Annotated in this window: 26 protein-coding genes; 16 read left to right on the forward strand and 10 right to left on the reverse strand. The window is 59.0% G+C overall.

What is annotated here, in order from left to right:
* The first annotated feature begins 6 nt into the window (after positions 1–6).
* The 5 genes from lepB to recO are packed head-to-tail and all read left to right on the forward strand — an operon-like array spanning position 7 to position 3,708.
* The gene (gene lepB / locus IF204_RS15080; protein WP_194097896.1) at positions 7–1,050 is read left to right on the forward strand and encodes a signal peptidase I; all 1,044 of its coding nucleotides are present in this window, start codon (positions 7–9) and stop codon (positions 1,048–1,050) included.
* Positions 1,047–1,727 carry a ribonuclease III gene (gene rnc / locus IF204_RS15085; protein ID WP_194097897.1) on the forward strand — a complete coding sequence of 227 codons (681 nt, stop codon included), beginning with the start codon at positions 1,047–1,049 and terminating at the stop codon, positions 1,725–1,727. Before lepB ends, rnc begins: the two co-directional genes overlap by 4 nt.
* Entirely contained in the window at positions 1,724–2,638 is a 915-nt protein-coding gene (gene era / locus IF204_RS15090) for a GTPase Era (RefSeq protein ID WP_194097898.1), read from the forward strand. Before rnc ends, era begins: the two co-directional genes overlap by 4 nt.
* Positions 2,635–2,961 carry a DUF1491 family protein gene (locus IF204_RS15095; RefSeq protein ID WP_194097899.1) on the forward strand — a complete coding sequence of 109 codons (327 nt, stop codon included), beginning with the start codon at positions 2,635–2,637 and terminating at the stop codon, positions 2,959–2,961. The genes era and IF204_RS15095 overlap by 4 nt, the downstream gene beginning before the upstream one ends.
* 21 nt (positions 2,962–2,982) lie before the next feature.
* Positions 2,983–3,708, forward strand: coding sequence for a DNA repair protein RecO (gene recO / locus IF204_RS15100; RefSeq protein ID WP_194097900.1), 726 nt, complete (start codon positions 2,983–2,985; stop codon positions 3,706–3,708).
* Positions 3,709–3,765: 57 nt separating this feature from the next.
* On the opposite strand, the gene IF204_RS15105 is transcribed toward recO, so the two are convergent.
* Positions 3,766–5,442, reverse strand: coding sequence for an acyl-CoA dehydrogenase family protein (locus IF204_RS15105; RefSeq protein WP_194097901.1), 1,677 nt, complete (start codon positions 5,440–5,442; stop codon positions 3,766–3,768).
* A gap of 142 nt (positions 5,443–5,584) precedes the next feature.
* Here IF204_RS15105 and IF204_RS15110 point away from each other — a divergent pair, with 142 nt between their 5' ends.
* Positions 5,585–6,355, forward strand: a complete 771-nt coding sequence (locus IF204_RS15110) for a sulfite exporter TauE/SafE family protein (protein WP_194097902.1) — start codon at positions 5,585–5,587, stop codon at positions 6,353–6,355.
* Here IF204_RS15110 and IF204_RS15115 read toward each other — a convergent pair.
* Both IF204_RS15115 and IF204_RS15120 read right to left on the reverse strand, forming a co-directional pair.
* Entirely contained in the window at positions 6,352–6,885 is a 534-nt protein-coding gene (locus IF204_RS15115) for a DUF3859 domain-containing protein (protein ID WP_194097903.1), read from the reverse strand. The two genes, IF204_RS15110 and IF204_RS15115, sit on opposite strands and share 4 nt — an antisense overlap.
* 86 nt (positions 6,886–6,971) lie before the next feature.
* Entirely contained in the window at positions 6,972–8,570 is a 1,599-nt protein-coding gene (locus IF204_RS15120; protein WP_194097904.1) for a phosphoenolpyruvate carboxykinase, read from the reverse strand.
* Positions 8,571–8,872: 302 nt separating this feature from the next.
* Here IF204_RS15120 and IF204_RS15125 point away from each other — a divergent pair, with 302 nt between their 5' ends.
* From IF204_RS15125 to IF204_RS15155, 7 genes are read left to right on the forward strand one after another with little or no spacing between them, the layout of a single operon-like run.
* The gene (locus IF204_RS15125) at positions 8,873–9,574 is read left to right on the forward strand and encodes a response regulator transcription factor (protein ID WP_167636815.1); all 702 of its coding nucleotides are present in this window, start codon (positions 8,873–8,875) and stop codon (positions 9,572–9,574) included.
* Between the two features lie 6 nt (positions 9,575–9,580).
* Entirely contained in the window at positions 9,581–11,314 is a 1,734-nt protein-coding gene (locus IF204_RS15130) for a sensor histidine kinase (protein WP_194097905.1), read from the forward strand.
* Complete coding sequence (locus IF204_RS15135) at positions 11,256–11,717, forward strand: HPr kinase/phosphorylase (protein ID WP_194097906.1); 462 nt, start codon at positions 11,256–11,258, stop codon at positions 11,715–11,717. Before IF204_RS15130 ends, IF204_RS15135 begins: the two co-directional genes overlap by 59 nt.
* A 2-nt stretch (positions 11,718–11,719) precedes the next feature.
* Positions 11,720–12,625, forward strand: a complete 906-nt coding sequence (gene rapZ, locus IF204_RS15140; protein ID WP_194097907.1) for an RNase adapter RapZ — start codon at positions 11,720–11,722, stop codon at positions 12,623–12,625.
* Positions 12,622–13,017 carry a PTS sugar transporter subunit IIA domain-containing protein gene (locus IF204_RS15145; protein ID WP_167636824.1) on the forward strand — a complete coding sequence of 132 codons (396 nt, stop codon included), beginning with the start codon at positions 12,622–12,624 and terminating at the stop codon, positions 13,015–13,017. The genes rapZ and IF204_RS15145 overlap by 4 nt, the downstream gene beginning before the upstream one ends.
* Complete coding sequence (locus IF204_RS15150) at positions 13,017–13,286, forward strand: HPr family phosphocarrier protein (protein WP_194097908.1); 270 nt, start codon at positions 13,017–13,019, stop codon at positions 13,284–13,286. The genes IF204_RS15145 and IF204_RS15150 overlap by 1 nt, the downstream gene beginning before the upstream one ends.
* A 15-nt stretch (positions 13,287–13,301) precedes the next feature.
* Complete coding sequence (locus tag IF204_RS15155; RefSeq protein WP_194098251.1) at positions 13,302–14,162, forward strand: lysophospholipid acyltransferase family protein; 861 nt, start codon at positions 13,302–13,304, stop codon at positions 14,160–14,162.
* A 6-nt stretch (positions 14,163–14,168) separates the two neighbouring features.
* On the opposite strand, the gene IF204_RS15160 is transcribed toward IF204_RS15155, so the two are convergent.
* Positions 14,169–15,044: a 3-hydroxybutyryl-CoA dehydrogenase gene (locus tag IF204_RS15160; RefSeq protein WP_194097909.1), complete on the reverse strand. Its 876-nt coding sequence runs from the start codon at positions 15,042–15,044 to the stop codon at positions 14,169–14,171.
* 161 nt (positions 15,045–15,205) lie between these two features.
* Here IF204_RS15160 and IF204_RS15165 point away from each other — a divergent pair, with 161 nt between their 5' ends.
* Positions 15,206–15,991 carry a DUF6473 family protein gene (locus IF204_RS15165; RefSeq protein WP_194097910.1) on the forward strand — a complete coding sequence of 262 codons (786 nt, stop codon included), beginning with the start codon at positions 15,206–15,208 and terminating at the stop codon, positions 15,989–15,991.
* A gap of 47 nt (positions 15,992–16,038) precedes the next feature.
* Here IF204_RS15165 and IF204_RS15170 read toward each other — a convergent pair whose 3' ends face one another.
* The 6 genes from IF204_RS15170 to IF204_RS15195 all read right to left on the reverse strand — a co-directional run bounded on the left by IF204_RS15170 (position 16,039) and on the right by IF204_RS15195 (position 20,214).
* On the reverse strand, positions 16,039–16,965 hold the full coding sequence (locus IF204_RS15170; RefSeq protein ID WP_167636832.1) for an electron transfer flavoprotein subunit alpha/FixB family protein: 927 nt from the start codon (positions 16,963–16,965) through the stop codon (positions 16,039–16,041).
* Entirely contained in the window at positions 16,965–17,723 is a 759-nt protein-coding gene (locus IF204_RS15175; RefSeq protein WP_167636834.1) for an electron transfer flavoprotein subunit beta/FixA family protein, read from the reverse strand. The genes IF204_RS15170 and IF204_RS15175 overlap by 1 nt, the downstream gene beginning before the upstream one ends.
* A 245-nt stretch (positions 17,724–17,968) precedes the next feature.
* Positions 17,969–18,541 carry a cob(I)yrinic acid a,c-diamide adenosyltransferase gene (locus tag IF204_RS15180; protein ID WP_194097911.1) on the reverse strand — a complete coding sequence of 191 codons (573 nt, stop codon included), beginning with the start codon at positions 18,539–18,541 and terminating at the stop codon, positions 17,969–17,971.
* A 3-nt stretch (positions 18,542–18,544) separates the two neighbouring features.
* Positions 18,545–18,742, reverse strand: coding sequence for a twin transmembrane helix small protein (locus IF204_RS15185; RefSeq protein ID WP_167636839.1), 198 nt, complete (start codon positions 18,740–18,742; stop codon positions 18,545–18,547).
* A 58-nt stretch (positions 18,743–18,800) separates the two neighbouring features.
* Entirely contained in the window at positions 18,801–19,628 is an 828-nt protein-coding gene (locus IF204_RS15190; RefSeq protein WP_194097912.1) for an SDR family NAD(P)-dependent oxidoreductase, read from the reverse strand.
* Positions 19,629–19,659: 31 nt separating this feature from the next.
* Positions 19,660–20,214 (reverse strand): SH3 domain-containing protein, encoded by a 555-nt coding sequence (locus tag IF204_RS15195; RefSeq protein ID WP_194097913.1) that lies wholly within the window; start codon positions 20,212–20,214, stop codon positions 19,660–19,662.
* Between the two features lie 237 nt (positions 20,215–20,451).
* On the opposite strand from IF204_RS15195, the gene IF204_RS15200 reads away from it, so the two are divergent.
* Positions 20,452–20,634 carry a hypothetical protein gene (locus IF204_RS15200; protein ID WP_194097914.1) on the forward strand — a complete coding sequence of 61 codons (183 nt, stop codon included), beginning with the start codon at positions 20,452–20,454 and terminating at the stop codon, positions 20,632–20,634.
* Positions 20,635–20,640: 6 nt separating this feature from the next.
* Complete coding sequence (locus IF204_RS15205; RefSeq protein ID WP_194097915.1) at positions 20,641–22,752, forward strand: glycosyltransferase family 2 protein; 2,112 nt, start codon at positions 20,641–20,643, stop codon at positions 22,750–22,752.
* The last annotated feature ends 10 nt before the right edge of the window (positions 22,753–22,762 follow it).

Here is a 22,762-nt window from a genome sequence, read left to right on the forward strand (position 1 = left end):
GCCGAAATGGCGAAGCCGACCTTCAATCCGCTCAAGCTCTATATCAGGGGCTACGACTGGACGGGTCGGACTTCGCGCCGCGAACTGCTGCTGTTTCTCGGGATCTGTGTGGTCCCGCAGTTGGGGCTGATGTACCAGCGGGCCGCACTCCCCGATCATCGCCTGCTTGAGACGTTCCTCTGGCTTTTGGTCGCGCTGACCGTCGTGCCGATGTGGGGGCATCTCCTTCGCCGCGTGAACGAAATCCGCTGGCCTGGTTGGGTGTTGCTGCTGATGTTCGTGCCCTATCTGGCGCTGGTCGTGGTGCTGGTGCTGCTGATCAAAGGACGCGGGCAACGCAGGCTTTACGAGCTGACCGCGTTCCGCAGTCTCGGGGTCGGGCTGGCCTGCATCTTGGCTTTTCTGTGTCTAACACGCGCGTTCTGGGAGCCGTTTGCTATGGTCGGCGGCTCGATGAAGCCGAGCCTTCTGGTTGGTGACGTTGTGGCGGTCGGCAAGGTCAGCAACAGCTTTGATCGTGGCGATGTGGTCGCCCTGAAGCGTGCGGACGGGCACGCGGTCATGGGGCGCATCATCGGCATCGGTGGCGACACCGTGCAGTTCAAGGATGGCCGTGTCTGGCTCAATGATGAGCAGCTTCCGCAAGAGCAGATCGACCCGTTCCAAGAAGTGATGGAGCCGCAAGGGGCGCTTCGCCACATTCCGCGTTGCACCAACGGCGCGGTAGGTCACGGGGCCATTTGCGAAAAGGATCGCTACGTCGAGACACTGCCGGACGGGCAGGCTTACCAAGTGCTCAACATCTTTGACCGGATGCCGTCGGACGACACGGCTGTTTTCCGCGTTCCGGCCGATCACTATTTTATTGTTGGGGATAATCGTGACAATACCGCCGACAGCAGGTATGCGGCTCAGGTCAATGGTTTCGGGATGGTGCCCCATGCGGCTGTGATTGGGCAGGCGCATCGGATACTTTACTCCTATAACGGACCGTCGGCATTTTCTGTCTGGAACTGGCGCCCTGCGCGCATCCTGAAGGCTGTGAAATGAAACTGTCTGCTGAATTGGTCGCTTTTTCCAAGCGGCTGGGGCACGAATTTACGCGCCCCGATCTTATCGTTCGTGCTGTGACGCACCCCTCGATGTCCACTCCGAATCGGGACAACAACCAGCGGCTCGAATTCCTCGGGGACCGCGTTCTGGGTCTTGTGATGTCCGAAGCGCTGTTCAAAGCCGACCGCGAGGCGTCCGAGGGCGTGCTTGCACCGCGTTACAATGCGCTCGTGCGCAAAGAGACCTGTGCCGAGGTTGCACGCGAGATCGACGTCGGTGCGGTCCTGAAGCTTGGCCGGTCTGAACAGAAGTCCGGCGGTCGCCGTAAACAAGCCCTGTTGGGTGATGCGATGGAAGCGATCATCGCCGCGATCTATCTGGATGCCGGTTTCGAGGTCGCGCGTGACGTCGTACTGAAACTCTGGGGCAACCGTGTCGAGGAAGTGAAACTCGACGCACGCGACCCCAAAACGTCGCTGCAAGAGTGGGCGCAGGCGCGGGGCGAGCAGCCGCCGCGTTACGTCGAGCTTGATCGCAGCGGCCCTGACCATCAACCTGTCTTTGTGATCGAAGTCCGCCTGTCGTCCGGCCCGACCGCTCAAGCGACAGCAGGTTCCAAACGACAAGCCGAACAGGCCGCGGCCAAGGCTCTTTTGCAAAAGGTGACAGAATGACTGAAAACCAGACCCGCGCCGGATTTGTCGCCCTTATCGGTGAACCGAATGCCGGTAAATCGACCCTGCTGAACTGGATGGTTGGCGCGAAGGTGTCGATCGTGACCCACAAGGTGCAGACCACTCGCGCGCGAATCCGCGGCGTCGCGATGGATGGTGACAACCAGATCGTGTTCGTCGACACCCCCGGCCTGTTCCGCCCGCGTCGTCGCCTTGACCGTGCAATGGTCGCTGCCGCTTGGGGCGGCGCTGCCGATGCGGACCTTGTGATGCTGCTGATCGAAGCGCATCGCGGCATGACCGATGGCGTGAAGTCGATCATCGAAGCGTTGAAAGAGCGTGAGGGCACGCGCGTTGCGCTGGCGATCAACAAGATCGACCGCGTAAAGGCCGAAGACCTGCTGAAGCTGTCGCAGAAAATGAACGAAGCTTACCCGTTCGAAGAGACTTTCATGATCTCGGCCGAGAAGGGCTACGGCTGTAAGGACCTGAAGAAGTGGTTGGGCCAGCAGCTGCCCGAAAGCCCGTGGCTTTACCCCGAAGACCAGATCGCCGATCTGCCGATGCGCATGATTGCTGCTGAAATCACCCGTGAAAAGCTGACGCTGCGCCTCCATCAGGAACTGCCGTACCAGCTGACCGTCGAGACCGAGAAGTGGGAAGAGCGCAAAGACGGCTCTGCCCGCATTGACCAGATCGTTTATGTCAGCCGCGACGGTCACAAGGGCATCGTGCTTGGCAAAGGCGGTGAGACGGCTAAGGCGATCGGTAAAGCATCGCGTGAAGAGCTCGAAGAATTCCTCGGTCGCCGTGTGCACCTGTTCCTTCAGGTGAAGGTCCGCGAGAACTGGCTAGAAGAAAGCGAGCGCTATTCGGAAATGGGCCTCGACTTCAAAGACGGCAACGCATGAGGCTCGCCTCCGGCGTTTGGGTGTCGGCCTATCTGGCGCGCCTGCGTGTCTACGATATTCCTGCATTCGTCGTCCGGAAGGGGGATGAGACAGCCGGTGCTGTCCTCGTGAAGCTCAACACGCTCGACGGACAGGCCAAGGCGTTCCAGCGGTCGTTCGATCTGATGACGGGCGATCGCAAATGGATGGTGCTGAGCGAAGGGCCGGAGCGCGATGTCGATCAGTCGGTCGGCAAGCAGGTGTCATTTGACAGCGACCTCTGGGTCATCGAAGTTGAAGACCGTCACGGGCGGCACTTGCTTGACGAGCCAGGATTGGAATAGCCGCCCTCGCAAGAGGTCCGCATGATTGAATGGCGCGATGAAGGTGTGCTGATCGCTGCGCGCGCGCATGGCGAGTCCTCGATGATCATCGAGGTGTTCACGCCGACCCAAGGCCGCCACGCAGGCGTCGTGCGCGGTGGCGGTAGTCGCAAGATGGCGGCGACGCTCCAACCTGGCACACAGATCTCCGTCCATTGGAAAGCGCGGCTCAACGAACATCTGGGCAGTTTCATCGTCGAGCCGGTGCGGAGCCGCGCGGCCTCCGTGTTGGGTGATCGATTAGCGTTGAGTGGCCTCGGTGCCGTTTGCGCTTTGCTATCCCAATCCTTACCAGAGCGTGAGAAACACGAAGAGCTGTATCAGCGCACGATTCGGCTGTTCGATCTGTTCGGCAACAGCGACCTCTGGCCGCTCGCCTATCTGCAATGGGAAATGGCACTTTTGGAAGAGCTTGGATATGGGCTCGACCTGTCCGCTTGTGCGGTGAGGGGCGTGAACGAAGACCTCGCGTTCGTGTCGCCGAAGTCAGGGCGAGCGGTCAGCGCGCATGGCGCAGGCGAGTGGGCTTCGCGCTTGTTGCCACTTGTTCCGGTAATGAAAGGCGAGGGTGACGCATCGAATGCCGAGATCGCAAAGGCGCTCGGCACGACGGGTTATTTCATCGAGAACCGCGTGTTTGGTGATGGGGCGCGTTCGGTGCCGGTGGCTCGGAACAGGTTGATCGAGGCGATTGCTCGCCTCGACTAAGGGGCGCTGCCCCTCTGCTTCGCATTCACCCCGGGATATTTGGGGCACAAAGGCAGGTTAGCCGAGCAGGCGGCGGGCGATGACCTGCGCTTGGATTTCGGCGGCGCCCTCGAAAATATTCAGAATACGCGCGTCGCAGAGGATACGGCTGATCTTGTATTCGAGTGCGAAGCCATTGCCGCCGTGGATTTGCAGACCGTTGTCAGCAGCCGCCCAAGCGACGCGGGCGCCGAGAAGCTTGGCCATGCCGGCTTCGAGGTCGCAGCGCTTGTCGTGGTCTTTCTGCCAAGCCGAGAAGTAGGTGAGCTGGCGGGCAATCATGATTTCGACGGCCATCATCGCGAGTTTGTCCGACACGCGCGGGAAATCAATCAGTGATTTGGCGAACTGCTTGCGGTCGATGGCGTATTGCATTGCGGCATCAAGAGCGGATTGGGCAACGCCGATTGCGCGGGCCGCGGTCTGGATGCGGGCGCTTTCGAAGGTCTGCATGAGCTGTTTGAAGCCCTTGCCCTCTTCGCCGCCGAGGAGGTTTTCGCCTTTAACTTTGAAGTTGTCGAAGCCGAGCTCGTATTCCTTCATGCCGCGGTAGCCGAGGACTTCGATCTCACCGCCGGTCATGCCTTCGGTCGGGAACGGTTCGTTGTCGGTGCCGGGCGTCTTTTCCGCGAGGAACATCGACAGGCCACGATAATCGGTGGTGTTCGGATCGGTGCGGGCCAGCAGCGTCATCACATGGGTGCGGGCCGCGTGGGTGATCCACGTTTTGTTGCCGGTGATGCGGTAGTCGCCGTTTTCGTCCTTGGCAGCGCGGGTGCGCAGGGAGCCGAGGTCGGAGCCGGTGTTGGGTTCGGTGAAAACGGCGGTGGGGAGGATTTCGCCCGAGGCCAGTTTCGGCAGCCAGTTTTCTTTCTGTGCGTCGGTGCCGCCAGCGAGGATCAGCTCGGCCGCGATTTCAGAGCGTGTGCCGAGCGAGCCGACGCCGATGTAGCCGCGCGAAAGTTCTTCGGACACGACGACCATCGACGCTTTGGACAGGCCAAAGCCGCCGTACTCTTCGGGGATGGTGAGGCCAAAGACACCCATTTCGGCGAGCTCTTCGATGATCTCCATCGGGATCAGTTCATCCTTCAGGTGCCATTCGTGGGCGTTCGGTTCCACGCGGTCGATGGCGTAGCGGCGGAACTGTTCACGGATCATCTCGAGTTCGTCGTCGAGACCGCAGTTGCCGACGGTGATCTCGGCCGCTTGTTCCTGCATCAGGTGGACAAGGCGCGAGCGAGCGGCTTGGGTGTTCGCGTTTTGCAGAAGGATGTCCACAGCGTCGCCGGTCAGAGTGTCCTGAACGCCGAGCGTGGTGAGGCGCAGGATTTCGCCCTGCGACATCGGGATGCCGCCTTTGATCTGGGCGAGGTACTCACCGAATGCGATCTGCAAAAGGAGCTGTTCGGTTTCCTTGAGCTTGCCCTCGCCATTCAGGCGGCTGGCCCACGTGTGCATTTGGCGCAGGCTCTCGACATAGGTCGCGAGCCACGCGAGGCCGTGGGAAGCGGTCTGGTTCTGTTCGATCAGCGCACTCGACACGCGGCCGTTGTCGGACACGAGGTCGCGCACGTTTGCAGTTGCCGTTTCGAGCAGCTGCTCAAGCGGTGCAATCGTCGCCCCGGTCAGGCTCAGAAGGTCGTTCAATACTGGCGTGGCAGTCATGGTGATGTCCTGTCCGTCATGTGGCATGTGCGACTCCTTTTTGCTGCTGCAGAGATAAAGCCTTTGCATCCGCAGCGCAATAATATTTCGCCATAAAGTTACTTCGTGACCTAATCTGTCGCATTCGAATTCTGATGCCATACGCAATCAGCAGGCGTACAACGTCGCTATGGATAGCATTTTCTCACTGATTTCGCCTGAATTATTGGTCTTCGCCTTTGCTGTGACAGTCATTGCGGGCATCGTCAAAGGAGCGGTCGGCTTTGCCATGCCGCTCATTATGATTTCAGGCATGGGGGTGTTGCTCGACCCGAAACTGGTGATCGCGGCAATCATTCTGCCGATTGTGGTGTCGAACTTCTTGCAGGTCGCGAAGGCAGGCTTTGGCGAAGCGGTCGAGGCGTTGAAGGAATACAAACTCTATGTCCTGCTGACCTGCGTGATGATCCTGATTACGTCGCAATTCGTGAAAGTCGTTTCGGCGGACACCATGCTCCTTGGCCTTGGGGTCGTCGTGACGGCGCTGTGTCTGGTGCAGCTGTCGGGCCTCAAGATCGTCATCCCGCCGGAACGCCGTCCGATTGCGTCGGTGATCGCTGGTCTGGCTTCGGGTATCCTTGGCGGGTTTGCGGGCACATGGGGGCCGACAACGGTACTGTATCTGGTGGCTGTCGAGACACCCAAAGCGCGTCAATTCGTCGTGCAGGGTGTCGTTTACGGGCTCGGGTCAGTGATGCTGCTGGCGGGGCACCTGAAGTCGGGCATCCTGAACCAGCACACGGTCTCATTCTCGCTGGTGATGCTGGTGCCTGCGGTGCTTGGCATGTGGATCGGGTTCAAAATCCACGACCGGATCAATCAGGCAGTGTTCCGCAAGGCGACGCTCTGGGTGCTCTTGATCGCGGGCGTGAACCTCGTGCGTCGCGGGCTGCTGGGTTAAGACAGCAGGCTTCCACCCATGCAAAGGCTCTCGAACGTAACGCCCGGCGGGGCGGGGATGACGTCGAACTCTGCTTTGAACAGTGATTTGCCATCGGCGACCAGCTCGAAGGTCCACTTGCCGGTCACGACTTCCTCGGGGAAATCGAAGCGGTAGATGGTGAAGCCCATGTCGTCACTCGATGGGTGGGTGGTCCAGCGCTGTACTGTGATGCCATTGGGACCCATCGGTGGGTGGGTTAGCTGGACCTCGGCGGATGGCAGGCTCACCCCGTCGGCGAGGCGGTATTCGACACCGAAGCCCATATCCAGAAGCGCAGGGATGACCGTGGTCTGTGAAATGGCAGCGGGCTCGCCATCAATCTCGTCGACCGCGCCGTACGCTGTATTCGGGGCAGGAACGCTGCCCGCGGTGCGGTAAGGGCAATGGAGGCCGACTTCACCGAGGACGATTTCAGGCTCGGCGCTCACTTCAGCAAGCGCGAGCGATGGAAAGAGGAGCGAGGCGGTCAGAGCGGCAAGTTTCATCATGCCGCTATGTTGGCAAAGCGCGTGCCACTCGCAAAGGAAAAGGGCCAGCGAAACCGCCAGCCCTTCGTCACAACTCTGCGATTGCCTTAGCCGATAGCGGCGGCTTTGACGTCGTCGTCGATGAACGGGACGTACTGGGCAAAGTTGTCCGCGAACATTTCAACCAGCTTCGATGCTTGCGCATCGTAGGCCGAAGCGTCAGCCCAAGTGGCGCGCGGGTCGAGCAGGGTTGCGTCGACGCCCTCGACAGCGACCGGTACTTCAAAGCCGAAGTTCGGGTCCTTGCGGAAGTGGGATTCCGACAGGGTGCCATCAAGCGCAGCCGCCAGCAGAGCGCGGGTCGCCTTGATCGGCATACGCGAGCCGGTGCCAAATGCGCCGCCTGTCCAGCCGGTGTTCACCAGCCAGCAGGTCGCGCCGTGAGTGGCGATCTTTTCTTGCAGCAGTTTGCCGTAAACCTCGGGACGACGCGGCATGAACGGTGCGCCGAAGCAGGTCGAGAAGGTCGGGATCGGCTCGGTCACGCCAACTTCGGTGCCGGGGGTCTTCGAGGTGAAGCCCGACAGGAAATGGTACATTGCCTGCGCCGGAGTAAGGCGGGAAATCGGCGGGAGAACACCGTATGCGTCACAGGTCAGCATGATGATGTTCTTCGGATGACCGCCGAGCGCCTTTTCCGATGCGTTCGAGATGTAGTGCAGCGGGTAGGCGCAACGCATGTTGTCGGTGATCGAGTTGTCCTCGAAATCCAGTTCCAGCGTGTCCTTGTCGAAGACCATGTTCTCAACGACCGTGCCGAACTTCGACGTCGTGGCGTAGATTTCCGGTTCGGCTTCTGCCGAGAGGTTGATGGTCTTGGCGTAGCAGCCGCCTTCGAAGTTGAAGGTGCCGCGATCCGACCAGCCGTGTTCGTCGTCGCCGATCAGCGTGCGGGTTTCGTCCGCCGACAGGGTGGTTTTACCCGTGCCCGACAGGCCAAAGAAGATCGCAGTATCGACCGGATTGTTGATAGCGTGGTTGGCCGAGCAGTGCATCGGCATGATGCCCTTTTCCGGCAGCAGGTAGTTCAGCAGCGTGAACACCGACTTCTTGTTTTCGCCAGCGTATTCGGTGCCGCCAATCAGGATGAACTTCTTGGCGAAGTTCATTGCGATGACGGTTTCGCTGCGGCAGCCGTGCTTGGCGGGATCGGCCTTGAAGCTGGGGCAGTTTATGATGGTCCATTCCGGCGTGAAGGTGTCGAGCTCCTCGCGCTCCGGACGGCGCAGCATGTGGCGGATGAACAGCGAATGCCATGCCAGCTCGGTCACCAGACGTACGTCGAGGCGATGCGACGGGTCGGCGCCGCCGAAGAGGTCCTGAACGTAGAAGTCCTTGCCCTCCATGTGGGCCAGCATGTCGTCGTGCAGGGTGTCGAACGCAGCGCTCTCCATCGGCGCGTTGTTTTCCCACCAGATGGTGTCTTCGACCTCGGGGGTACGGACGACGAATTTGTCTTTGGGCGAGCGGCCGGTGTGCTTTCCGGTTGAGACCAGAAGTGCGCCACCCTTACCGAGAGTGCTCTCTCCGGCTGTAAGGGACGCTTGAACGAGGGCCGGTTCCATCAGGTTATAATAGACCGAGCCCAGACCCGAAATACCTTGGTCTTGAAGCTTCATGGTGGGGTTAACCCGTCCGTGGTCCATTGTCTCTCTCCTGATAAAGGGGCCTCCTGTGCCCCGTGACCATTTCACATAGCACTATGATTTTCCGCCAAAAAACCCCTTTAACCCTTTGTTAGCGCAACCAAATTGCTGTTAACGCAAACCGATAGCGCAAACATTTTCCGAAAGTGGATGATTGCGATAACAAGAGGATTTTTCGCCACGGTCCCGTTTCCGCAAACATGGCGGAATACAGTTTGACGTTGATTCGTTATGGGAAACGGAGGACAAGTGTTCTCAAAACGGGCATATATAAAAAAGACAGGCTGAAGGGGTAATAACCCATGCACAAAATTGCTTTGGTCGACGACGACCGGAATATTCTGACCTCTGTTGCCATGACACTCGAAGCCGAAGGGTTCGAGGTCGAGACGTATAACGATGGTCAGGCTGCACTCGACGTATTCAACAAGAAGATGCCGGACCTCGCGGTTCTGGACATCAAGATGCCGCGCATGGACGGGATGGATCTGCTGCAACGCATCCGCCAGAAAAGCGCGATGCCGGTGATTTTCCTCACCTCCAAGGATGACGAGATCGACGAGGTTCTGGGCCTCCGTATGGGCGCGGACGACTACGTTAAGAAGCCCTTCAGCCAGCGTTTGCTCGTCGAGCGTATCCGCGCACTGCTCCGCCGTCAGGAAGCACGCGCCGGTGTTGTTCCCGAGGAAACCGACGACAATAAGGTCATGGCCCGCGGCCAGCTGACCATGGACCCGCTTCGTCACGCTGTGACTTGGAAGGGGAAGGACGTCGCGCTGACCGTCACCGAATTCCTGCTGCTGCAAGCTCTGGCCCAGCGTCCGGGTTTCGTGAAATCGCGCGATCAGCTGATGGACGTGGCCTACGACGATCAGGTCTACGTTGATGACCGTACGATCGACAGCCACATCAAGCGTCTGCGCAAGAAGATGCGTCAGGTCGACGAAGAGTTCAGCGCGATCGAGACGCTTTATGGTATCGGTTATCGATACAACGAAGAATAAAGTCCGATGACGATCACGTCCAAGGTCGATGTAAGGGATCTTCGCTCGGTGCGTGGCGCAGCGAGCGGTTCTGATGTCGTGCTTGGTGATGAATATGTCTCGCCGGAGATGAACTTTGGCGATGACACGTCCTCGCGCCGTAAACGCCGCACTTGGTTCTCGCTGAACCAGTCGCCGTTGGCGCGCAAGATTATCACGTTCAACCTGCTCGCTATGATTATCATGGTCGGTGGCGTACTGTGGATGAACCCTTCCCGGGACCATCTCGCGTTTCAGCGGGCGAATGGTCTGGTAAGCGAAGCCGAGCTGGTCGCAGATGTGATCGAAGCGCAGCTGCCCGCGGGTGCGCCCGTCAACCTGATGGCTGGCGACGGTGTGGACGTGCCGACCACGGTCAGCTCGCTAGACCTGCGCGGCGGTGTGCATCTGTTCGTGTTCGACCGCACGGGTCAGCTTGTTGCCGATAAGGTGGCCGAGACATCAAGCGATATCATTGGCCTTGATGGCGCTGGTGGCGGTACGTTCCTGACGGACATCCTGAATTCGGTTTGGGACGGTCTGGCCGGTATCTTTTCGCCCAACAACTCGTCGCCAAGTGCCTCTGATCCGGAGACATTCGCGCGGATTGCTGTGGATCAAACCCTTTCTGCCGGCACCGCGATTTCGACTGATGCTGACCCGAACGGTCGCAATATGTTCCGCGTCAGCACGCCGATTATCCAGAACGGGCAGCCGGTCGGGGTGGTTGTGATGCTTGGCGCTGCTGGTGAGCTGGACGAGCTGGTCCGCCGTCAGCGCGAGATGGTGCTCCAGATTTTCGTCATCGGCATTATGGTGTCGATCGGCCTGTCGCTGGTGCTGGCATCCACCATTGCGAACCCGCTGTCCGACCTTGCCGCAGCCGCCGAGCTTGGCCGTGATCGCAACGCTCGCAAGATGTCGCCCAGCCGTATCCGTATCCCCGACCTGACTGCGCGTCCTGATGAGATCGGCCGCTTGTCGAGCGCCCTTCGCGGGATGGTCGCCGCACTTTACGAGCGGATCGAAGCGAACGAACAGTTCGCCGCCGACGTCGCCCACGAGATCAAGAACCCGCTGGCATCCCTGCGCTCTGCCGTTGGCTCGATGCGCGTGGCGAAGCGTGACGATCAGCGCGAAAAGCTGCTGCAAGTCATCGAGCACGATGTGATCCGCCTCGACCGTCTGGTTAGCGACATCTCGAACGCATCTCGCCTCGATTCCGAACTGGTGCGCGAGGAAGAGGTCGAGTTCAACCTCATCGAAATGCTCGGCAATCTGAACGAATTCCTCGGCGAACAGGCGCGGGACAAGGGCATCGAATACCTTACCGACCTGCCGAAAGAGCCGATCCGTATTTCGGGCCTTGAGGGTCGTCTGGCGCAGGTGTTCGTTAACCTGATCACCAACGCGACCTCGTTCTGCGAAGAGGGCGATGCAATCCGCGTCTGGGCGCGCCGCCGCGAAAACCGCGTGCTGATCGTCGTTGAAGACACGGGTCCGGGTATTCCGGATGTCGCGCTGACGAAGATCTTCAAACGCTTCTATTCGCAGCGTCCGGCTGGTCAGTTCGGCAACAACTCCGGTCTTGGCCTCGCGATTTCCAAACAGATCGTAGAAGCGCATGGCGGCGTGATCTGGGCCGAGAACATTCGCCCGAGCGATGCCGACATCACATCCGACCCGCTGGGGGCACGCTTTGTCGTCGGCCTCCCGATCTGAGGCCCTGCGACTTCACGCATCATGTGTAGCCTTGAACGGGCGGGCGGTTCTCATCACCGGCCGCTCGGGTTCGGGCAAGTCTACTCTGGCGCTTCAGCTGCTCGCGCTCGGTTGTGATCTCGTGGGTGACGATGCAGTCGACGTCCTCCCCGATTTGACCGTGAGAAGCCCTCACACGATTCGTGGGAAAATCGAAGCACGGGGTGTCGGGCTGCTCAAAGCGGACGCCGTGGAGGCTGAATTGGCGATGATTGTCGATCTCGATCAGGTCGAAGAGGACCGCCTCCCGCCTTGGCGCACGAAAAGATTACACAATCGCGAAGTACCGCTCCTTTACAGGGTGGATGGCATTCACTTTGTTTATGCAATCCGTCAGTATCTTCTTAGGGGCAGATCAGATTAGCGATGCAGACCGAGCCGGAAAAACAGCAGATTATCTTTGTGACCGGACCCTCCGGTGCCGGACGGACAACTGCTGTGCGTGCGCTGGAAGACATCGGTTTCGAGGTCATCGACAACCTGCCAATCAGCCTCATGGACCGCCTGATCGAAGGCCAGCCGCTAGAGCGTCCGCTCGCGCTTGGTCTTGATGTCCGCAACCGCGATTTCTCGGTCAATGCGGTGATTAACAAGATCGACATGCTCGCCGAGGACGAACGGTTTGATCTGCAAGTTCTCTACATGGACTGCGATGAAAGCACGTTGATCCGGCGTTTCTCGGAAACCCGCCGCCGTCACCCGCTGTCGGTGGAAGGTGCCCCGATCGAAGGGATTGCCCGCGAACGTGACCTGCTTCAGCCGATCCGCGCGCGTGCGGGTATCCTGATCGACACGACGGCCATGACGCCGCACGAGGCGCGTGCAGAGGTTCAGGGCTGGTTCCGTCCTGAAGAGGGCAAATCGCTCGCGATTACGATCGAGAGCTTTTCGTACAAGCGCGGCCTGCCGCGCGGGCTCGATATCGTTCTGGATTGTAGATTTCTCAGGAACCCGCATTGGGAACCGGCGCTCAGGACCAAGGACGGGCGCGACAGTGCTGTCGCTCAATATGTGGCCGAAGATGAACGATTTGATGCGTTTTTTCTTGGAGTAGTGGACATGGCGCGGCTTTTGCTCCCTGCTTATCAGGAAGAAGGCAAATCGCACCTCGCCATCGCATTCGGCTGTACCGGAGGGCAACACCGCTCCGTCGCCTTGACTGAAATGCTGGCAAAAGCGCTTGCAGAGGATGGATGGCAAGTGTCTAAACGCCATCGGGAACTGGAACGTCGCCCAGAAAGCGACAGGGCATTACGAGGACAGGAAGCGTGATCGGGATCGTGATCGTTGCGCATGGCGGACTCGCACGCGAATACCTCGCGGCGATGCAACATGTCGTTGGTGCACAGACCGGCGTGAAAGCGATATCCACCGGTCCCGAAGATGATCGCGCCGCCAAACAGGCTGAAATCTGCGATGCTGCTGACGAAGTCGATATGGGCAACGGCGTGGTGATCGTGACGGATATTTTCGGCGGCTCACCCTCGAATCTGTCGCTGCGCGCCTGTAGCCCCGACAATCGCCGCATCCTTTACGGCATGAACCTTCCTATGCTCATTAAACTAGCCAAAAGCCGTGGCCGCACTGTGCCCGACGCTGTTGACGCAGCACTCTCGGCTGGTCGAAAATATATCAATAGTCATCAAGTTAACTCGGATCGTTAATGCCCTCTCGCCGTTTGCAGATTATGAATATCAAGGGCCTTCACGCCCGTGCCTCAGCCAAACTGGTCGAAGTCGTCGAAGCGCATGACGCATCCTGTACTGTCAGCAAGGACGGCGACAGTGCCTCCGGTGACAGCATCATGGGTCTGCTGATGCTTGGCGCTGCGATCGGCTCTCACATCGAGGTCGAAACTTCGGGTCCGCAGGCCGACGAGTTGATGGAAGCGATCGATGCATTGGTGGCCGACAAGTTCGGTGAAGGAAATTGAACCGTGGTCGACACCATGGACTCCTCGCCTAAGCGCAACCCGTCCGGCAACGAACCTGTCTATGACCGCCGCAGCCTGACGTACTCGAATACCTTTGAAAATCCGGTAAAGCGGAACGTCATTCGCGGGATCGAATGGCTGACTGGGAAATATTCGATCATCCGGCGTATCCGCAATTTCGAAAAGCTCGGGAATCCGAAAGGGCAGGCGTTCTGGGAAGCCACCATGCAGGTCATGGGGATCGACATCCAGACGCCCGAAGAACAGATCGCCCGCATCCCCGAAACGGGGCCTGTGATTTTCGTTGCCAACCACCCACACGGTCTGGTGGACGGCATGGTGCTGGCCGCGCTGATCGGCCGCCGTCGCTCCGATTACCGCATTCTGACCCGCTCGATCCTTGCCGGCATCGACGAAAGCGCCGCGAGCTACATGATCCCTGTGCCGTTCCCGCACGAGGAAGATGCGCAGCGCAAGATGATCGACATGCGCAAGGCAGCGATGGAGCACCTGAAGAACGACGGCTTGATCGCTCTGTTCCCATCGGGCGTTGTGGCTTCGGCCAAGTCGATGTTCGGACCGGCGATCGAGGCAGAATGGAACGTCTTTACCGCCAAGATGATCCGCACGTCCGGTGCAACCGTGGTGCCTTGCTTCTTCCCCGGATCGAATTCGCGCGCCTACCAGATGGCTGCGCAGGTGTCGCCGACGCTGCGCCAGAGCCTGCTGCTGCATGAAGTCGTGCATGCCTTCGACAAGCCGCAAGCGCCGGTGATTGGCCACCCCATTCCGGCAGAGGACATAGACGCCCGCGTGAGCGATCCGCGCGCGTTCATGGCATGGCTGCGGAGCCACACCATCAATCTCAAGAACTAAGGGCTATTACCGCGTCGGGACCGGAGTTTCGCCGCGGTAGTCGTAGAAGCCGCGCTTGGTCTTGCGACCGAGCCAACCTGCTTCGACGTATTTCGTCAGCAGCGGGCAGGGGCGGTATTTCGTATCTGCCAGACCGTCGTGCAGCACGTTCATAATGGCAAGGCAGGTGTCCAGACCGATGAAGTCGGCCAGCTCCAGCGGGCCCATCGGGTGGTTTGCGCCCAGCTTCATCGACGTGTCGATGGAAGAGACGCTACCGACGCCTTCGTAGAGCGCATAGACGGCTTCGTTGATCATCGGCATCAAAATGCGGTTCACGATGAACGCGGGGAAGTCCTCGGACGTTGCGGAGGTCTTACCGAGGCGCTCGACCACTTCCTGACAGGCATTGAATGTCTCGTCATCCGTCGCGATGCCGCGGATCAGCTCGACCAACTGCATGACCGGAACAGGGTTCATGAAGTGGAAGCCGATGAATTTTTCGGGGCGGTCGGTGCGGCTCGCCAGACGGGTGATCGAAATCGACGAGGTGTTCGACGCAAGGATCGTGTTTTCTTTGATGTGCGGCAGGAGCGCGTCAAAGACCTGCTGTTTAATCGTCTCTTTTTCCGTCGCGGCTTCGATGATGAGATCGCAGTTGCCAAGCTCGGACAGCTCTGCCGTGGTCGAGATGCGCGCCATCGCGGCATCCTTGTCCTCGGCGGTGACGGTGCCTTTGCTGACCTGACGGTCAATGTTTTTGCCGATCAGGGCGAGCGCTGCTGCCATCGCATCCGCGCTGACGTCGTTCATCACGACATCGTATCCGGCAAGCGCGCAAACATGGGCGATACCGTTGCCCATCTGACCTGCGCCAACCACACCAATTTTCTGGATCGTCATATCGCTGCCCTTCGTGCTGACACTGGCAACATATGCCGCCATAGCGAAATGGTTCAAGGCGAGTGTCTTGCTAAAGTTAAGAGCAATTTGGTCTATTAACCAGATTTCAACATTTATGGCCTAAACCTGCCCCAAATCGAGCATTCGGATGGTGGGATGTTATGAAACACGAATTGCTGCCGGGGGGCGGCATTGACTACGAGCTTTGCCATTACGGGAACTCGCGGCTGTATTTCCGCGGCCCGAAGCGCGAACCTTTTGGTGCCTACGTGGCGTTCCTCGGCGGGAGCAACACGTTCGGGCGGTATATTGACGAGCCGTTCCCAGAGCTGCTGGAGGCCAATACAGGCATCGCGTGCGTTAATCTTGGGGTCGTGGGGGCATCCGTTGGGGCATTCGCGCAGGATCCAAGCGTCATTGATATTTGTCAAAGGGCCGCGGTCACGGTGGTCGAGGCGTGTAACTCCACGCACTTGTCCAATCGTTTCTATCGCGTTCACCCTAGGCGGAACGAGCGCCTGATCCATGCCTCCGATAACTTGCGTGCGCTGTGTCCGAGCATCGACTTCACCGAATACACCTTTGTCTGGCAGCTTCTGTGCGCGGTGGAGGCATCCGATCCCGATTGCGCTCAGGCGGTTCAGCAAGAGATCGCAGAGGCTTGGCGTGCAAGGATGCGGTCGTTGATCGATGCTGTCGGTGGGCAGGTCGTGCTGCTGTGCCCAAGTGACTTTGCCGAGAAGGGCTCGGTCTCGGGCAATGTGCTGGAGAGCCTTAGACCGTTCGTCTCCTCGATAGTCGAAGTCGCTACGGCCGAGGTTGGCACACGAGGCATGATCGTGCCGGATGGACAGGGGGGAATCGCGAAAACGCTGATGAATCCGAAAGGCCATTGCGAAGTGGCCGACGCGCTGGAGCCGGTGATTCTACGTTTGATGGGCCAATAAAAAAGCCCCCGAAAAACGGAGGCTTTTTCGAATTTCTGCAGTCAGGATCAAACCTTTTCGGTCAGTTCCGGAACTGCGGTGAAGAGGTCGGCAACGAGACCGAAGTCGGCAACTTGGAAGATCGGTGCTTCTTCGTCTTTGTTGATCGCGACGATGACCTTCGAGTCCTTCATGCCAGCGAGGTGCTGGATAGCGCCCGAGATACCGGCAGCGATGTAGAGGTCCGGTGCAACGACCTTACCAGTCTGACCAACCTGCCAGTCGTTCGGAGCAAAGCCCGAGTCGACAGCAGCGCGCGACGCACCGACAGCAGCGCCGAGCTTGTCGGCCAGCTTTTCGATGATGGCGAAGTCTTCTTCCGAACCAACGCCGCGGCCGCCCGATACGACGATCTTGGCCGAGGTGAGTTCCGGACGATCGCTTTCGGCAACCTTGTCTTCCACCCACTCGGACAGACCCGGGTTTTCACCGGCGCCGATGGTTTCGACAGCAGCCGAACCGCCTTCGCCAGCAGCATCAAAGGTCGAGGTGCGGAAGGTGATGACCTTCTTGGCGTCCTTTGACTTGACGGTCTGGATGGCGTTACCAGCGTAGACCGGACGCTCGAAGGTGTCGCCGTCGACAACAGCGGTCACGTCCGAGAGGATCATGACGTCGAGCAGAGCGGCAACGCGCGGCATGATGTTCTTGGCGTCGGTCGTTGCCGGAGCAACGATGTAACCGTAGTCGCCAGCCAGCGAGACGAGCAGAGCCGATACCGGCTCGGCCAGACGGTGACCGTAGAGTGCGTCTTCGGCCACGAGGACCTTGGACACGCCGTCGATCTTTGCGGCTTCGGCAGCAGCGGCGGCAGCAGTTGCGCCAGCGGCCAGAACGGTCACTTCGCCGAGCGACTTGGCAGCCGAAACGGCCTTCGCGGTGGCGTCGACGGACAGAACGCCGTCGTTGATTTCAGCAAGCAGCAGAACAGTCATCAGAGAGCTCCCACTTCTTTGAGTTTGGCCACCAGTTCGTCGACCGAACCGACCTTGATACCGGCTTCACGTACCGGCGGCTCCGAGGTTTTGACGATCTCGAGGCGCGGGGTCACGTCGACGCCGTAGTCTTCGGGGGTCTTTTCCTCGAGCGGCTTTTTCTTGGCCTTCATGATGTTCGGCAGCTTGGCGTAGCGCGGCTCGTTCAGGCGAAGGTCAGCGGTGACGATGGTCGGCATGTTGACCTTGATGGTCTGGAGGCCGCCGTCGACTTCGCGGGTGACAACAGCTTTGTCGCCTTCGACGTCGACTTTCGAGGCAAAGGTTGCCTGCGACCAGCCGAGCAGAGCTGCGAGCATCTGGCCAGTGGCGTTCATGTCGTTGTCGATCGACTGCTTGCCCGCGATGATCAGGCCCGGCTGCTCTTCTTCAGCAACCTTGGCAATGATCTTGGCAACGGCGAGCGGTTCGATGTCGGTGTGGACATCGTCAGCTGCGGTCACGAGGATCGCACGGTCAGCACCCATGGCCAGTGCGGTACGCAGAACGTCTTGCGCCTGCTTCACACCGATGGATACGACGACGACTTCGTCAGCTTTGCCGGCTTCCTTGAGACGGATCGCCTCTTCGACAGCGATTTCGTCGAAGGGGTTCATCGACATTTTTACGTTTGCAAGATCGACGCCCGTGCCGTCCGATTTGACGCGGACTTTCACGTTATAGTCGATCACGCGCTTTACAGGCACCAGGACCTTCATCGGCGTTATCTCCCTCATTGCAGCGCCGGTTGGCGCCCTTGCAGAGGGTGTTAGCAAGCGCAGCAAATGGAAAACAGTGCAAAATCGACGCGGCAAAGCGCTAAGACGCCACGTTTCAACATTCTGCACTGCCGCAATCGTTGGATTTATTGAGAGAATCGGCGGCGCAATAAAATTGCGTGATGGCCGGAATCAGAAGGCCGGAACCTCGCGATTCCGGCCTCGATATGCGTCTTCGGGTAGAATCAACGGGTCTTGCCCGGCTCCCAGAGGATATCCTGTTTGCCGTTGTCATTGGCGACACGGCCCGCGACGAACAGCCAGTCAGACAGGCGATTGAGGTACTTGATGGCCGACTGGTTCACGTCCTCGATGCTCGCAAGCTCCACCGCAAGGCGCTCGGCGCGGCGGGCCACTGTACGCGACAGGTGCAGGTGAGCAGCCAGCGCGGTGCCGCCAGGCAGGATGAAGCTGCGCAGCGGTTCGATGTTCGCGTTCATTGCGTCGATCTCGCGTTCGAGCCGGTCAACTTGTGTGTCGATGATGCGCAGTACGGGATAGGGTGCCTCGGCGTCTTTTTCCATCTCGGGGCGGCAGAGGTCAGCGCCAAGATCAAAGAGGTCATTCTGGATCGCCGCGATCTTGTCGCTGAGGTCACCTTCGGCATAAAGGCGGGCCATGCCGAGCGTCGCGTTCAGTTCGTCGACGGTGCCGTAGGCCGAAACCCGAGGATCGTATTTGGCAACGCGATTGCCGTTCCCCAGCGCGGTTTGGCCCGCGTCACCAGTGCGCGTGTAAATCTTGTTCAGAACAACCATGTCTTACTTCCGAAGGTAAACGAGTGCTGCGATGATAGCGACGGCCACGGCCTGCGCGTAAATGCGGTAGCGCATGATCTTGTTCGATTGCTTGCCGCGATTTTCGTCGCCGACTGCGAAGGTGCCGATACCCCACAGTAGAATGATCGCCACTACGCAGCAGGCGCCGATAACGAGCATATTGAATGGGTCGTTCAGCATGGAAACCTCCGTATGTCTTGACGGAGATGTATCACTCTATTGCTGAATTGAAAGCGGCTTAGCCTTTTGCGATCAGCCGATCGAGCGTTCGTGTAGGCAGCAAACGCTTGAGTGTGCCCATCAAATAGGTGGGTGTCGTGACATAGTATCGCGGGGCGGGCTTGCCGCTATCGAGCGCCTTGATAATTTTGTCGGTCACCGCGGATGCGGGCAACTCGAACCGGTCAGGTCCGCTGCTTTCATAGAGGCGCTTGGTCAGGGTCTCATACTGCACAGCGCGGGCAGAGTTGCGCCAGTCGACGAAACGCTCAAACAGCGGGATCGAGTTTTCGCGGATTTTCGAGGTGATGGGGCCAGGTTCGATCAGTACGAAGTGGATGGGGGTATCGCGCATTTCGATGCGTAGGCAGTCCATCAGCCCTTCGAGCGCGAACTTCGAAGCGACATAGGCGCCGCGCCAGCGATAGGCGACAAGGCCGAGCACGGATGAGCACGTGATGATGTGGCCGTGCCCTTGGCGGCGCATGACCTTGATGACCTCGCGGGTCAGGTCATGGGTGCCAAAGACATTCGTGTTGAAGACTTCTTGCAGCGCTTCGCGAGGAAGGTCTTCTACAGCGCCAGGGCAAGCAAATGCGCCGTTATTGTAGAGGGCATCAAGCGTGCCGCCAGTCGCGGCCAGCACTTCGTCTAAAGCTGCGACAATGGACGCGTGGTCTGCGAGGTCGAGGACTGGGGCTTCAAAGCCCTCGGCCTTCAGGCGTTCTGCATCTTCGGCCTTGCGACACGATGCAAAGACACGCCAACCGGCCTTTCGCAAACCGTGAGCGGCGTCATATCCAATGCCCGAAGAGCATCCCGTAATCAAAATGGAGCGCATTTTCATGCGCTCCTTTTGACGACATCAGTCTGTAGGCTCAAGTGTTCTGGTCGGCCAGCAGGTTTTTCGCCATCCAGCCGGTTTCACCCGAAGAGATTACGCGAAGATTGGCCCAGCCGCTTTCAACAGCAATGACTTCAACTTCGGTGCCACGCGGCAGTGTGTCGATCACGCCAAAACGCGTACCCGGACCCTGGCGCATGTTCACCCAGCTTCCGTCAACAACGTAGGCGTCAACAGCGGGAGCTTCAGGCTCGACAGGTGCGGCTTCGGTCGTGGTCAGAGCAGCTTGCTGAACGACAGCCTCTTGCTCGACCGGTTTCGCTTGGACTTTGGAAAGCGAGACCGAACGGGTCGAAATAGTGGTTACCGGAGCGGTCGCCGCAGCGTGGGCGTCGGCCTGTGCGAGAATTTCCTCGCGGCTGGCGAAAATTCCACCCATGAGCGGGACGGACGCGCCGTCGATAGTGGATTGAGCAGAAGCGGTTTGGGCTTCGGCACGGGTCGCAGGAGTGAAGTCCGAACCACCCGAGAGTTCGTAGAAAGTGCCTCCAAGCAGGACGAGGCTTACAGCAACAATGGTGCGTTTCATGGCTATCCCCTAGCCTAGTATATCAGTTGCTAGAACAAGCGATCGGGATGCTGAATCGTTCCCAAGAAAATTCGGATATATGAAATGCAAGTGCGTCCGATTGGCTCGGCGGGTTCGCGCTGCCAAGTGGGGAAGAGTGTCGCATCGCCCTTGAAAAATAGGGGTATCGTTCTGTTCACGATTGAAATGACAGACGGATAGTGCATAGTATTCGAAAGTTTATTCGTGATCGGTTCGATGGTCTATTTACTCGTTCTTCTTGTCGCTGGCGTGGTTCCGTTGTTCGTCGGTTTCGGTATCGATGACGTTCAGGATGCCGAGGCGGGCGCCGATTTTGTCGACGATAGCGGCGACGCGCTACTTTCTGGGGCAGACATGGATTTTACCGAGGACGAGGGGCTGTACGACGAAAGCCTCTGATCAATCATGAGCGCCGAAGAACCCGACTGCCCGATTTCCGTCATCATACCGTTTTATGACGAGACAGCCTTCTTGCCGGCTGCGGTCGAGAGTGTGATCGCGCAGGGAATCGATGGCATCGAGATCATCGTGGTGAACGACAATCCCGAGGTATTCGGCGAAGCGGCGTTCGAAGGTCTGCAAGCGACGGTAATCCATCACGAACAAAATCGCGGGCTGTCCGCCGCGCGTAACTCTGGCATCGCGGCCGCGCGGGGGCAGCACATCGCGTTTCTCGACGCTGACGATTACTACCTGAGCGGCGGGCTGAAAGCGCAGTGGGAATACGCCGTGGAAACCGGCGCAGACATGACGCATGCGCAGACGTTGATGACTGCGGTTTGCAGTACGAAGACTGTCATCCTTCCCCGTGACCAGCGCCTGTTTCGAAAATCCGGCGTGCGAGGCGGTCTAAGCAAGAGCGAGCGATGCCAGTTTATCGTGTCGAGTTGGTCCAGCATCTATAGCGCGGATTTTCTGGCACGGCACGCGCTCCGGTTTGACGAAGAGCAACGCAAGTTCGAGGATCGGCTCTTCGTTCTGGACGCTGTTTGTAGCGCGGAGACGATTGCCTATCTCGGGCGTCCCACGCGGGTCTGGCGCAAGCGGGCAGGGTCTATCTCAACCAGTTCCACTGGTTTCGACGAGCATCATCTGCAACTCGGGCTGATCGAGAAATGCACCGCATTGGTGGCTGACCGCTCGGGGCATCACGGATTGCCTGAGCGGGTATATCAGCGCGAACTGTTCCAAGCGATCTCTCGGATCGTTTGGGATACACGCTTGCTGGAGATGCTGGCAAAGGGCGGTGCGGAGTACGATCCACTGCGGGAGCGGGTGCTCAAACTGGTCCGGTCGGAGAAGCTGAAACCGCGCACACTCAGTGACACGCTTGTCATGCGGATTAGCAGGATCGGAGAGCAAACGGCGCGTGGCTGCATCGAAGAGGGCGATTTCCTCCACATCGTGCGATATCTATGTGAGGGGAAATTCGACAAGGCGTACAGCGTGGTTGCGCAAGAGCCATCGCCGGTGCAGAAAACCTTGCCGAATTTGATCCTGCACCTTGGGCTACACAAGACTGGCACCACCAGCATTCAAAACTGGTGCTTGGCGCATAGAAATCAGTTGCTGGCGCGCGGTGTCCTTTTCCCGAAAGCCGGTCTGCCAACCGACTTCCAGCCTATCAGAGAGGGTGGCTTCCCGGGGCATCAAGGGCTGATGAAGCCCAATGCGGATGCTTGGGATAATTTGCGTCAGGAAATTGCTGAGAGCGGGTGCGAGACGGTGATCATCAGCTGTGAAAACATGCTGATGCCGCTGCGACCCGACCGCGACAAACAGATTGCGGCGCTGGGCGTACGGCTTCGGGAATTCGCGAGCATCCGCATCGTCGTGGGTGTCCGTCGCCCCGATGTCTGGCTTGATCGTTTCTATCGGGAGATCGTGTCGAACGGACATGGCGCGGGCGCTAGGTCGGTCGACGAATTTCTGTGTGAGTACCAAAAGCAACTGCTTGATCTGCCCGCTCTGCTCGCTCCTTTTGCGGCGCTGGGCGAGGTTGAGCTTGTCGATTATGCCGAGGGACCGGTCGCTAGATTTGCGCGGATGTTTAAGATGGCTGAAGGCGTGACCGACCTTTCGTATCCGTCGCCCAGTGCCAATGCCAACGCTGGCGCTCGGCTTATCAATGCCAGTCTAACCGACAAGCAAAGACGGATAAGTGCGCTGCGGGAATACTTCCAGCTCATAGAGCCGGAGGCGACGGGCCCGAGCTTGCTTACTTACCAACAACGGCGCGAGGCGGTTGAACTCTTCCGGATGAAATCCGGCGACTGGGCGGCTGAGCGTGGATACATGCCAGACTACGACACCATGATTGCTGAAATCGAAGGCGAACAGGCATCTCCACCTCGTGACCTTCCGCAGCCGCAGCTCGAACTTGCGCTGCGCTGTATCCAGAGAGCCGAAATCAACCATCCGACCAAGCGGCCAAGGCCAAAGAGCGCACCGCCATCGGTGACCTTCATGCTCCAACCATGGGTCTGGCGCCTGATCCAATGGCTTCGCGGGCGCTAATTCACTCTGG

Origin of the sequence: Marivivens aquimaris, assembly GCF_015220045.1 — a bacterium.
Classification (GTDB): Bacteria; Pseudomonadota; Alphaproteobacteria; order Rhodobacterales; family Rhodobacteraceae; genus Marivivens; species Marivivens aquimaris.